An 11,443-nucleotide genomic window follows, 5' to 3' on the forward strand; every position below is an offset into this window, starting at 1 on the left:
CGGGCAATACCTTTTAGGTTAGCCAACCAAAATATAAATGATAATTATTCTTAATATCTTTATCGTTTTTGGAGGATGATATGGAAACGTCACTGGCTGAGGATGTAAAGAAACCGACCCGGACCCTGTCACCGGACAGCTTCTTCTTTATGTCGCCGTACCGCAGTTTTACCACTTCAGGCTGCTTCCGTCGCTTCTCACAGCCCGCCGTTGGCGGCGATGCGCTGAACGGCGAGTTCCAGCAGCAGATGGCGGCCGCCTTTGCCGAGGCCCGGGCGGCGGGGATCCGCAAGCCGGTGATGGTCGGGGCTATCCCGTTCGACACCTGTCAGCCTTCCGAGCTCTATATCCCCGAGCGCTGGGAAGCGTTCTCTCGCCCGGAAAAGCAGCGTTCCGCCCGCTATGCCGCGCCGCTGGAGGCGATGGAGGTGGTGGAGCGTCGGGAGATCCCGGAGCAGGACGCGTTTTTAGCCATGGTGGAACGCGCCGCCGCGCTGACCGCCACCCCGGAAGTCGACAAAGTGGTGCTATCAAGGCTTATCGATATTACCACCCGCGACCGCGTCGACAGCGGCGCGCTGATGGAGCGACTGATCGCCCAGAACCCCGCCAGCTTTAACTTCCACGTGCCGCTCTCCGACGGCGGCGTGCTGCTGGGCGCCAGCCCGGAGCTGCTGCTGCGTAAAGAAGGACAGCACTTCAGCTCTCTGCCGCTGGCCGGCTCCGCCCGTCGCCAGCCGGACGATGTGCTGGACCGGGAAGCAGGCAACAGGCTGTTGGCCTCCGGCAAAGATCGCCACGAGCACGAGCTGGTGACCCAGGCGATGAAGAGCGTGCTGGGCCCGCGCAGCAGTCAGCTGTCGCTACCGGAGTCGCCGCAGCTGATTACCACCCCGACGCTCTGGCATCTGGCGACGCCGATCGCAGGCACCGCGCTGGCGGAAGAAAACGCCATGTCGCTGGCCTGTCTGTTGCACCCGACGCCGGCGCTGAGCGGTTTCCCGCATCAGGCGGCGAAGCGCCTGATTGCTGAACTGGAACCCTTCGATCGCCAGCTGTTCGGCGGCATCGTCGGCTGGTGCGATGACGAAGGCAACGGCGAGTGGGTGGTGACTATCCGCTGCGCGCGTCTGCAGCAGCGTACGCTGCGCCTGTTTGCCGGCGCGGGCATTGTTCCGGCCTCCTCGCCGCTGGGCGAATGGCGCGAAACCGGCGTCAAACTGACCACCATGCTTAACGTATTTGGCTTGAACTAAGAGGCAAGGATGATTGCATTTACCCGTTGGCCGGAAGAGTTTGCGGCCCGCTATCGTCAAAAAGGCTACTGGCAGGATCTGCCGTTAACCAATCTGATCACCCGTCACGCGGACAATGACGCCGTGGCGATTATCGATGGCGAGCGGCAGATTATCTACCGCCAGTTTAACCAGCTGGTGGACAACCTCGCCTGCTCGCTGCAGCGCCAGGGACTGAAGCGCGGGGAGACCGCGCTGGTGCAGTTGGGCAATGTCGCCGAGTTTTACATGACCTTCTTTGCGCTGCTGCGCATCGGCGTCGCGCCAGTGAACGCTTTGTTCAGCCACCAGCGCAGCGAACTTAACGCCTACGCCGCGCAGATTAAACCGGCGCTGCTGATTGCCGATCGCGAGCACGCGCTGTTTGCTGACGATAGCTTTCTCCACGCGTTTATCGCGGAACATCCTTCCCTGCGCGTCGCACTGTTGCGTAACGACGGCGGCGAGCGCGATCTGGCGACGGAGATTAACCGCCCGGCGGATAACTTTATCGCCAATCCAACCCCTGCCGACGAAGTGGCCTTTTTCCAGCTCTCCGGCGGCAGCACCGGGACGCCGAAGCTTATCCCACGCACCCATAACGATTACGACTACAGTATCCGCCGCAGCAACGAGATCTGCGGGATTAACGCTGAAACGCGCTACCTCAACGCGCTGCCGGCGGCGCATAACTATGCGATGAGTTCCCCGGGTTCGCTCGGCGTCTTCCTCGCCGGCGGGCGGGTGATCCTCGCCGCCGACCCGAGCGCCACGCTCTGTTTCCCGCTGATTGAACAACATCAGATCAACGTTGCCTCGCTGGTGCCGCCGGCGGTCAGCCTGTGGCTGCAGGCGATTCACGAATGGGGCAGCAACGCCCAGCTGCAATCGCTGCAGCTGTTGCAGGTCGGCGGCGCGCGCCTGTCAGCGACGCTCGCCGCGCGCATTCCGGCGGAAATCGGCTGCCAGCTGCAGCAGGTGTTCGGCATGGCGGAAGGGCTGGTGAATTACACCCGCCTCAACGATAGCCCGGAGCGGATCATCAATACCCAGGGTTGCCCGATGTGTCCGGACGACGAAGTGTGGGTGGCGGATGCCGACGGCAACCCGCTGCCGCGCGGCGAAGTTGGCCGTCTGATGACCCGCGGTCCTTATACCTTCCGCGGCTATTACAACAGTCCGCAACATAACGCGGAAGCCTTTGATGCCGACGGATTTTACTGCTCCGGCGATCTGATTTCGATCGATGAAGACGGGTATATCACCGTCCAGGGCCGGGAAAAAGATCAGATCAACCGCGGCGGCGAGAAGATCGCCGCTGAAGAGATCGAAAACCTGCTGCTGCGCCATGAGGCGGTGATCCACGCCGCGCTGGTTAGCATTGAAGACAATCTGCTGGGCGAGAAGAGCTGCGCTTATCTGGTGGCGACCTCGCCGCTGCGCGCCGTCGCCGTGCGCCGCTTCCTGCGCGAGCAGGGGGTGGCGGAATTTAAACTGCCGGACCGCGTGGAGTGCGTTGCCGCGCTGCCGCTGACGCCGGTGGGCAAAGTCGATAAAAAACAATTACGTCAGTGGCTGGCCGAAGGCAAGCTGGGCTGAAGGAGAACAGAGAATGGCAATCCCTAAATTACAGGCATATGCGCTGCCGGAAGCCAGCGATATCCCGGCGAACAAGGTCAACTGGGCCTTTGAGCCGTCGCGCGCCGCGCTGCTGATCCACGATATGCAGGAGTATTTCCTCAACTTCTGGGGCGAAAACAGCGCGATGATGGAGAAAGTGGTGGCTAATATCGCCGCCCTGCGCGACTTCTGCAAACAGAACGGCATTCCGGTGTACTACACCGCCCAGCCGAAAGAGCAGAGCGATGAAGACCGCGCCCTGCTGAATGATATGTGGGGGCCGGGTCTGACCCGCTCGCCGGAGCAGCAGCAGGTGATTGCCGCGCTGGCGCCGGATGAAGACGATACCGTGCTGGTGAAATGGCGCTACAGCGCGTTTCATCGCTCGCCGCTGGAGGAGATGCTGAAAGAGACCGGCCGCGATCAGCTGATCATCACCGGCGTTTACGCCCATATCGGCTGCATGACCACCGCCACCGATGCTTTTATGCGCGATATCAAACCGTTCTTTGTCGCCGACGCGCTGGCAGATTTCAGCCGTGAAGAGCACCTGATGGCGCTGAAATATGTCGCCGGCCGCTCCGGACGGGTGGTGATGACCGAAGAGCTGCTGCCGCTCCCAGCCTCCAAAGCGGCGCTGCGCGCGCTGATCCTGCCGCTGCTCGACGAATCCGACGAACCGATGGATGATGAAAACCTGATCGATTACGGTCTGGATTCGGTGCGGATGATGGCCCTGGCCGCCCGCTGGCGCAAAGTGCACGGCGATATCGACTTCGTTATGCTGGCGAAAAACCCGACCATCGACGCCTGGTGGGCGCTGCTCTCCCGCGAGGTGCACTAATGGCGGCGCTGGATTTTCGCGGTCAGACCGTGTGGGTGACCGGCGCAGGTAAAGGGATTGGCTATGCCACCGCGCTGGCTTTCGTCGAGGCCGGGGCCAACGTCACCGGGTTCGACCTCGCCTTTGACGGCGAAAGCTACCCGTTTGCCACCGAAACGCTGGACGTCGCCGATGCCGACCAGGTACGCGAGGCATGCAGCCGGCTGTTGGCGAACACCGAGCGTTTAGATGTGCTGGTGAACGCCGCCGGGATCCTGCGCATGGGCGCTACCGACCAGCTGAGCGCGGAAGACTGGCAGCAGACCTTCGCGGTCAACGTCGGCGGGGCGTTCAACCTGTTTCAGCAGACGATGGCCCAGTTCCGTCGCCAGCGGGGCGGGGCGATCGTCACCGTCGCCTCCGATGCCGCGCACACGCCGCGCATCGGCATGAGCGCCTATGGCGCCTCGAAGGCGGCGCTGAAAAGCCTGGCGCTGACCGTCGGCCTTGAGCTGGCGGGCAGCGGGGTGCGCTGTAATCTGGTGTCGCCGGGCTCCACCGACACCGATATGCAGCGCACCCTGTGGGTCAGCGACGATGCAGAGCAGCAGCGGATCCGCGGCTTCGGCGAGCAGTTTAAGCTCGGCATCCCGCTGGGCAAAATCGCCCGCCCGCAGGAGATCGCCAATACCATTCTGTTCCTCGCCTCTTCTCACGCCAGCCATATTACGCTGCAGGATATCGTGGTTGATGGCGGCTCGACGCTGGGGGCGTAGATGGCCTGGAAGCGAGAGCTCACGCTGGCGGCGCTGAACGCCAGTAGCGAAAACACCATGGTGGCGCATCTTGGCATCATCTACACCCGGCTGGAGGAGGCGCTGCTGGAGGCGGAGATGCCGGTGGATGCGCGCACCCATCAGCCGTTTGGCCTGCTGCACGGCGGCGCCTCCGCGGCGCTGGCGGAGACGCTGGGCTCGATGGCCGGTTGGCTGATGACCGAAGAAGGGCAGTGCGTGGTGGGCACCGAGCTTAACGCTACCCACCATCGTCCGGTCTCCAGCGGGAAAGTGCGCGGCGAATGCCGACCGCTGCATCTTGGCCGCCAGAGTCAGAGCTGGGAGATTGTGGTGTATGACGAGAAGGGGCGGCGCTGTTGCACCTGTCGTCTGGGCACCGCGGTGCTGGGCTAAGAAGCCGCTGTTTCCCCGGCTTGCGCTACGCTTAGCCGGGCTACGTATCGGCGCAATGGGTAGCCCGGATAAGGCGCAGCGCGCCGCCATCCGGGAGCGTCTCTGGTCGCGCTGCGCTTAGACTGGCTACGTATCTGTAGGTCGGGTAAGGCGTTAGCCGCCACCCGACAAAAAAACGGCACCGTTCACGGTAACCCTTTCATTCATTTTCCTGCCTTAAGTGATCTCGCTAGCAATGTGAGACAAATCTCTGTGGGTGTACGGCATCTGCGATGTTTCGGTGTTGTTAAATTCTGCGTTGTGATCTAGAAACAAAATGTAACATCCTGATTACCCTACCGGTGGACCACAACAATGAATAATTCAGGGAAATACCTTATCTGGGCGCTGCTCTCCGTCATCGGAGCCTTCGCCCTCGGCTATATCGCTTTAAACCGGGGTGAGCAGATAAACGCGCTGTGGATTGTCGTCGCCGCGGTCTGCGTTTATTTGATCGCGTATCGTTTCTACGGCCTGTATATCGCTAAAACCGTGCTTGGCGTTGACCCGACGCGGATGACGCCCGCGGTGCGGCATAACGATGGCCTCGACTACGTTCCAACCGACAAAAAAGTGCTGTTCGGTCACCATTTTGCCGCCATTGCCGGCGCGGGGCCGCTGGTGGGCCCGGTGCTCGCCGCGCAGATGGGCTACCTGCCGGGGATGATCTGGATCCTCGCCGGCGTGGTGCTGGCTGGGGCGGTACAGGACTTTATGGTGCTGTTTGTTTCGACCCGCCGCGATGGCCGTTCGCTTGGCGAACTGGTTAAAGAGGAGATGGGACCGAGCGCTGGCGTCCTGGCGCTGGTGGCCTGCTTTATGATCATGGTGATCATCCTCGCGGTCCTGGCGATGATTGTGGTGAAAGCGCTGACCCACAGTCCGTGGGGGACATACACCGTCGCCTTTACCATTCCGCTGGCGATCTTTATGGGCATCTACATCCGCTATCTGCGTCCGGGACGCATCGGCGAGGTGTCGGTGATAGGCCTGGTGATGCTGGTGTTCGCCATCATCTCCGGCGGTTGGGTGGCGGAAAGCCCGACCTGGGCGCCGTGGTTTGATTACACCGGCGTACAGCTGACCTGGATACTGGTGGGCTACGGATTTGTGGCTGCGGTACTGCCGGTCTGGCTGCTGCTGGCCCCGCGCGACTACCTCTCCACCTTCCTGAAAATCGGCACCATCGTGGGGCTGGCGATTGGCATCCTGATTATGCGCCCGACCCTGACGATGCCGGCGCTGACCAAGTTCGTCGATGGTACCGGCCCGGTATGGACCGGCAACCTGTTCCCGTTCCTGTTTATCACCATCGCCTGCGGCGCGGTCTCCGGCTTCCATGCGCTGATCTCCTCCGGCACCACGCCGAAAATGTTGGCCAACGAAAGCCAGGCCTGCTTTATCGGCTACGGCGGCATGTTGATGGAATCCTTCGTCGCTATTATGGCGCTGGTGGCGGCCTGTATTATCGATCCGGGCGTCTACTTCGCGATGAACAGCCCGATGGCGGTGCTGGCGCCGGCGGGTACCACCGATGTCGTCGCCTCGGCAGCGCAGGTGGTGAGCGGCTGGGGCTTTAGCATTACGCCTGATACGCTGCATCAAATCGCCAGCGAGGTCGGCGAACAGTCGATTATCTCCCGCGCCGGCGGCGCGCCAACGCTGGCGGTGGGGATGGCCTACATCCTGCACGGCTCGCTGGGCGGACTGATGGATGTCTCGTTCTGGTACCACTTCGCCATTCTGTTTGAGGCGCTGTTTATCCTGACGGCGGTTGACGCCGGCACCCGCGCGGCGCGCTTTATGCTGCAGGATCTGCTGGGCGTGATTAGCCCGGGGCTGAAAAAAACCAGCTCGCTACCGGCCAACCTGCTGGCGACCGCGCTGTGCGTCCTGGCGTGGGGCTACTTCCTGCATCAGGGGGTGGTCGATCCGCTGGGCGGGATTAACACCCTATGGCCGCTGTTCGGTATTGCCAACCAGATGCTGGCGGGGATGGCGCTGATGCTCTGCGCGGTGGTCCTGTTCAAGATGAAACGCCAGCGCTACGCGTGGGTGGCGCTGCTGCCGACCAGCTGGTTGCTGATCTGTACGTTGACCGCCGGCTGGCAGAAGTCGTTTAGCCCGGACACCAAAGTTGGTTTCCTGGCGATCGCTAATAAATTCCAGGCGATGATCGACAGCGGCAACATTCCGCCGCAATATACCGAATCACAGCTGGCGCAGCTGGTGTTTAACAACCGTCTCGATGCCGGGCTGACCATCTTCTTTATGATTGTGGTGGTGGTGCTGGCGCTGTTCTCGATTAAAACCGCGCTGGCGGCGCTGAAAGAGGATAAACCGACGGCGAAAGAGACACCGTACCAGGCGATGCCCGCCGATGCGCAAACTATAACCGCGCAGGCGAAGCGCGCGCATTAACCGGTGTGCCGGGTGGCGGCTTCGCCTTACCCGGCCTACATTTCCGATCCTCCCTCTCCCTTTGGGAGAGGCTCGGGGTGAGGGATACAAAAGAGAAATGACTTATGTTTGACACCCTTTCCAAAGCAGGTAAGTACCTGGGCCAGGCGGCGAAGATGATGATCGGCGTGCCGGATTACGATAACTACGTCGAGCACATGCGAATAACCCACCCGGATCAGACGCCGATGACTTATGAAGAGTTCTTTCGCGAACGCCAGGACGCGCGCTACGGCGGCAAGGGCGGGGCGAAGTGCTGTTAACCCTCTTTCGGCAGATAGAGGCTGATCTGCTCCTGAGTACAGCCGTAAATCGCCGCCAGCTTCTCGCGGGTGCGCTTTTGCGGACGGGAGTGACACCGCGGACTGGCTGATGCCAAGCTTTTCGGCTACCTCCTGCTGGGACATCCCGCGCAGGATGCGCCACGCGGCCTGCAGGCTGACGTTTTCTTTATGCATCACGTCGCATACTTCGCCCGGCAGCATGACGTCATCATAGATATCTGATTCATAAGGAATATCTTCCCATTCGCTTTCATCCTCGTCGTCGTACTCCAGCAGAGCCAGGCGCATACGAAAGTAATCGCTGTAAGTAATGACGACATACTGGTCTTTTCCTTCTTCATCCTTGATGTACTGAATAGTCATATTCGGTATGTTCCTCATGAAGGTAGGTGGTGGTGGTTCGGCGTTTAACCGCCACGACGTAGCAGGTATCGCCCGGCGGATCCCCAAAGGTGTAGATGACTCTGTAATCACCTAATCGCAGCCGGTAGTGGTTTTCGGGAGAGGACAATTTTTTGATATCCGAGATAGGTGAAGCTTTATCATCCATCTTCTCCAGCCTGGATTTAATGCGGCTCTTATACCGAGTATCGATTTTAGAAAATTGCTTATCTGCCGTTTTTGACCAGACAATTTTCATCCGTACCTCCACTGTACGCCCACACAAAATATAAGGAAATAATAAGACTATTAGATAAATTCCGAATTTCTTATGGGGTACTGTAGAGCGGAGAAAAAACGCAGGTAAGAGGCAAAACGCAACCCGTCGAGGCGGCGCGGAAAGGCCTCTGCCGGGCGACAGAGGCTTGCAGAAAATGTGCGATCAGGCGTTCAATCCGCCATCCACGTCCAGCCCCGTACCGGAGATCTGCCCGGCGGCCGGGCTGGCGAGGAAGGTGACCGCCGCGGCGATGTCTTCCGGCTGGCCGTAGTGGCCGACCGCAATCATCTGGCGCTGGGCTTCCGCCTGTTCTCCGTCTTCCGGGTTCATATCGCTGTTGGTCGGCCCTGGATGGACAAGGTTAACGGTGATCCCGCGAGGGCCTAAATCACGCGCCAGGCCACGGGTCAGGGCGTTGAGGGCGGACTTGGTCATGGCGTAAACCGAGATGCCCGGCATGGCCACGCGGTTAGCCAGACAGCTGCCGATATTGATGATCCGTCCGCCATCGGCCATATGCACCAGCGCTTCCTGGGTGGCGATGACCACCCCACGGATATTGACGTTGATAAGCGCGTCAATGTCCGCCAGCGTCATGGATTCCAGTGGACCGCCGCGGGCTATTCCGGCGTTGTTGACCAGAATGTCCAGCCCGCCGAGGGACCGGGCCGCATGGGTTACCGCCTCCTGAATCGCCTGCGCGCTGGCGCTGTCGGCCTGTACCGCTTCGCCGTACCGACCCAGCGCCTTTATTTCATCGGCGACCGCCTGGGCTTTATCGGCCGATTTTTCATACGTAATAACCACATCGGCGCCGGCGCGCGCCAGCGACAGCGCGATGGCGCGACCCAACCCACGGCTGGCGCCGGTAACCAGCGCCTTCTTACCTGTTAAATCGATCTGCATGATGACCTCGTTGCGAGAGTGGTGAGCATCATCATTAGGTATAGACGGTCGGGGTGATTAACGGCTGAAGTATTCCACCTTCTCAAACGCCGCGCGCAGAACCTCAGGGGTTAACGTCACCGGTAAATAGTGAATCGACTCGCCCGGGCGCAGGGTATGGGCAATGACCCGGTCCAGCTCTGCGCGGTTATTGATATCGACTTCCAGCGCCGCCAGGGTGGTCGGCAGGTTAAAGTGCTGATACGCCTGCACTAACTGCGCCAGCACATCGTCCTGACCAAGCAGGGCGCTCTGTACCAGAATGCCGTAGGCCACTTTGGTACCGTGGAGGAATTTATCCGTCTGCGGCAGCACCGTCAGTCCGTTGTGCACCGCATGGGCGGCGGCGACCCGGGTGTAACGTTCCCCCAGCCCGCCAACCATCCCGCCGCCGGCGATAATCGCCTCCACCACATCGCGAAACGCCTGGGTCAGATCGCCGCGGCGCTGGTCCGCCAGCGCCGTTTCGCTGCTGGCCAGCAGCACATCGCGGATCGCCTGCGCGCCGTTAATCCCCAGCCGCACGGTGAGCGGCAGCGCCTCCGGCTGCGGCGCCAGCACCACGGCCTCATACCATTTGGCTAAGGTGTCGCCAATGCCCGCCAGCAGGTACTCCGCCGGGGCGTTGAGAATAATGCGCGGTTCGACCAGCACCAGAAAGTTGGCGTCATCGAAGAGCTCAAAATTCAGGGCCTGTCCGGCGTCGCTATACCACACCGACAGCGGCGTCCACGCCGCGCAGGTGGCGGCGATAGTCGGGATGGCCACCAGCGGTACCCCCAGGCGGCGGGCCAGCACTTTCGCGCTGTCGAGCAGCGCGCCGCCGCCGACGCCAATCACTACCGCCCGATCGTCACCGGAGGCCTGCACCAGCCCCGCCACGTCGCGTTCGCTGCAGTGGCCGGTAAAGCGGATCTTTTTCGCCTCCGGCAGGTGGAAGGCCGCCGGCAGAAAAGGTTCGGCGCCGGCCAGAGCGCGCTCGCCATAGACCCACACCGCTCGCGAGAGCTGGTCGGCGTTAAAAAAATCGCTCAGCCGCTCAAGGCTGCCAGGATGGGAGAAATAGTTGGCCGGGCCGGGCACGACGCGGATATCGCTGTTGCTCATGGAAGCTGTCCTTATGGGTGTTGGGCTAACCTGATGTTATGTCTGGACATCCAGATGGCTAATATTATTTCGTTGTATCTTATGCTTTTTACGCAGTTGTCAGCCAGCGGCGGCTATGAAAAATTCGTTAAATCAGAAGATTAATTGCCGCACGGGAGCAGTGATGAGCGCGAATCGCCTTGAGATGCATAACATTAGCCTGGCCTTCTCCGGCTTTCAGGCGCTGAACAAGGTGGACTTTACCCTCCATGGCGGGTCGGTGCATGCCCTGACCGGGGCCAACGGCGCGGGTAAGTCGACGCTGATGGCCGTGCTGTGCGGCACCCACGCCCACTATGAGGGCGAAGTGACGATCAACAACCTGCCGGTCACCATTCGTTCGCCGCGGGATGCTAAACAGCTGGGGATCCACCTGGTGCAGCAGGAGGTGGACGTGGCGCTGGTGCCGGGCCTGAGCATTGCGGAAAACATTATGCTGGACAGGCTGGCGGAGCCGGGCATGACCTTCCGCTGGTCGCGGGTTCGGCAGCTGGCGCGCGAGGCGCTGGCGCAGCTGGATGTGGCGCTGGACGTCCGGCGCTCCATTGACAGCTGCACGCTCGCCGAAAAACAGCAAATCCTGCTGGCCCGCGCCCTGTCGCACCATTGCCGCTTTTTGATCCTCGATGAACCCACCGCGCCGTTGGATCAGCATGAAAGTGAGCGTCTGTTTGCGGTAGTACGCCGTCTGCAGCATCAGGGGATCGGGGTGGTGTTTATTTCGCATCGTATCCATGAGCTGAAGGCGATCTGCGACACCCTGACGGTGCTGCGCGACGGGCGGCTGATTGAGAGCGGCCCGATGGGGCCGCTGAGCGGCGAACAGATCGTCGAAAAGATGCTGGGCCACGAGCTGAGCGATATCTTCCCGCCGCCGCGCCCGCCGCACGGCGAAGAGGTGCTGTTGCAGGTTGACGGTCTGCATGATGAGGCGTTGCTGCAGGATATTTCGCTGCGCCTGCGGAAGGGGGAAATTCTGGGTATCGCCGGGCTGGCCGGCG

General features: G+C 61.1%; 11 protein-coding genes and 1 pseudogene. 8 read left to right on the forward strand and 4 right to left on the reverse strand.

The genetic code is table 11. The annotated features are described in order from the left end of the window. Window positions 1–80: 80 nt before the first annotated feature. From entC to HMPREF1024_RS0126055, 7 genes are all read left to right on the forward strand, one after another. Complete coding sequence (entC, locus tag HMPREF1024_RS18280; RefSeq protein WP_004176916.1) at window positions 81–1,256, forward strand: isochorismate synthase EntC; 1,176 nt, start codon at window positions 81–83, stop codon at window positions 1,254–1,256. Window positions 1,257–1,265: 9 nt separating this feature from the next. Then, on the forward strand, window positions 1,266–2,873 hold the full coding sequence (gene entE, locus HMPREF1024_RS18275; protein ID WP_009308145.1) for a (2,3-dihydroxybenzoyl)adenylate synthase EntE: 1,608 nt from the start codon (window positions 1,266–1,268) through the stop codon (window positions 2,871–2,873). Window positions 2,874–2,886: 13 nt separating this feature from the next. Further along, window positions 2,887–3,738, forward strand: coding sequence for an enterobactin biosynthesis bifunctional isochorismatase/aryl carrier protein EntB (gene entB, locus HMPREF1024_RS18270; protein WP_009308147.1), 852 nt, complete (start codon window positions 2,887–2,889; stop codon window positions 3,736–3,738). An 8-nt stretch (window positions 3,739–3,746) separates the two neighbouring features. After that, on the forward strand, window positions 3,747–4,493 hold the full coding sequence (entA, locus tag HMPREF1024_RS18265; RefSeq protein WP_024622880.1) for a 2,3-dihydro-2,3-dihydroxybenzoate dehydrogenase EntA: 747 nt from the start codon (window positions 3,747–3,749) through the stop codon (window positions 4,491–4,493). After that, complete coding sequence (gene entH, locus HMPREF1024_RS18260; protein WP_009308149.1) at window positions 4,494–4,907, forward strand: proofreading thioesterase EntH; 414 nt, start codon at window positions 4,494–4,496, stop codon at window positions 4,905–4,907. Window positions 4,908–5,261: 354 nt separating this feature from the next. Next, a complete protein-coding gene (gene cstA / locus HMPREF1024_RS18255; protein WP_009308152.1) occupies window positions 5,262–7,367 on the forward strand; it encodes a pyruvate/proton symporter CstA in 2,106 nt (701 codons plus the stop codon). Between the two features lie 104 nt (window positions 7,368–7,471). Further along, window positions 7,472–7,669, forward strand: a complete 198-nt coding sequence (locus HMPREF1024_RS0126055) for a YbdD/YjiX family protein (protein WP_002893903.1) — start codon at window positions 7,472–7,474, stop codon at window positions 7,667–7,669. Here HMPREF1024_RS0126055 and HMPREF1024_RS0126060 read toward each other — a convergent pair. The 4 genes and pseudogenes from HMPREF1024_RS0126060 to HMPREF1024_RS18240 all read right to left on the reverse strand — a co-directional run bounded on the left by HMPREF1024_RS0126060 (window position 7,666) and on the right by HMPREF1024_RS18240 (window position 10,403). Further along, window positions 7,666–8,053: pseudogene (locus HMPREF1024_RS0126060) on the reverse strand (helix-turn-helix domain-containing protein). The gene HMPREF1024_RS0126055 and the pseudogene HMPREF1024_RS0126060 overlap by 4 nt on opposite strands. After that, window positions 8,028–8,330: a type II toxin-antitoxin system RelE/ParE family toxin gene (locus HMPREF1024_RS18250; protein ID WP_004147534.1), complete on the reverse strand. Its 303-nt coding sequence runs from the start codon at window positions 8,328–8,330 to the stop codon at window positions 8,028–8,030. Before HMPREF1024_RS18250 ends, HMPREF1024_RS0126060 begins: the two are co-directional and overlap by 26 nt. Window positions 8,331–8,513: 183 nt before the next feature. Beyond that, complete coding sequence (locus HMPREF1024_RS18245; protein WP_004183359.1) at window positions 8,514–9,257, reverse strand: SDR family NAD(P)-dependent oxidoreductase; 744 nt, start codon at window positions 9,255–9,257, stop codon at window positions 8,514–8,516. A gap of 57 nt (window positions 9,258–9,314) precedes the next feature. Continuing rightward, complete coding sequence (locus HMPREF1024_RS18240) at window positions 9,315–10,403, reverse strand: oxidoreductase (protein ID WP_004183360.1); 1,089 nt, start codon at window positions 10,401–10,403, stop codon at window positions 9,315–9,317. A 163-nt stretch (window positions 10,404–10,566) separates the two neighbouring features. Between HMPREF1024_RS18240 and HMPREF1024_RS18235 the strand changes: the two genes are divergently transcribed. Next, window positions 10,567–11,443 (forward strand): ATP-binding cassette domain-containing protein (locus tag HMPREF1024_RS18235; protein WP_009308156.1); only part of this gene is annotated, 877 nt, incomplete at its 3' end.

It is taken from the genome of Klebsiella sp. 4_1_44FAA (genome assembly GCF_000238715.1).
In the GTDB taxonomy this organism is placed as follows: Bacteria; Pseudomonadota; Gammaproteobacteria; order Enterobacterales; family Enterobacteriaceae; genus Klebsiella; species Klebsiella pneumoniae.

What these genes read in the sequence shown, in the direction of transcription:
- entC (WP_004176916.1), top strand. Translation starts at nt 81, where the DNA reads ATGGAAACGTCACTGGCTGAGGATGTAAAGAAACCGACCCGGACCCTG.
- entE (WP_009308145.1), top strand. Translation starts at nt 1,266, where the DNA reads ATGATTGCATTTACCCGTTGGCCGGAAGAGTTTGCGGCCCGCTATCGT.
- entB (WP_009308147.1), top strand. Translation starts at nt 2,887, where the DNA reads ATGGCAATCCCTAAATTACAGGCATATGCGCTGCCGGAAGCCAGCGAT.
- entH (WP_009308149.1), top strand. Translation starts at nt 4,494, where the DNA reads ATGGCCTGGAAGCGAGAGCTCACGCTGGCGGCGCTGAACGCCAGTAGC.
- cstA (WP_009308152.1), top strand. Translation starts at nt 5,262, where the DNA reads ATGAATAATTCAGGGAAATACCTTATCTGGGCGCTGCTCTCCGTCATC.
- HMPREF1024_RS0126055 (WP_002893903.1), top strand. Translation starts at nt 7,472, where the DNA reads ATGTTTGACACCCTTTCCAAAGCAGGTAAGTACCTGGGCCAGGCGGCG.
- HMPREF1024_RS18250 (WP_004147534.1), bottom strand. Translation starts at nt 8,330, where the DNA reads ATGAAAATTGTCTGGTCAAAAACGGCAGATAAGCAATTTTCTAAAATC.
- HMPREF1024_RS18245 (WP_004183359.1), bottom strand. Translation starts at nt 9,257, where the DNA reads ATGCAGATCGATTTAACAGGTAAGAAGGCGCTGGTTACCGGCGCCAGC.
- HMPREF1024_RS18240 (WP_004183360.1), bottom strand. Translation starts at nt 10,403, where the DNA reads ATGAGCAACAGCGATATCCGCGTCGTGCCCGGCCCGGCCAACTATTTC.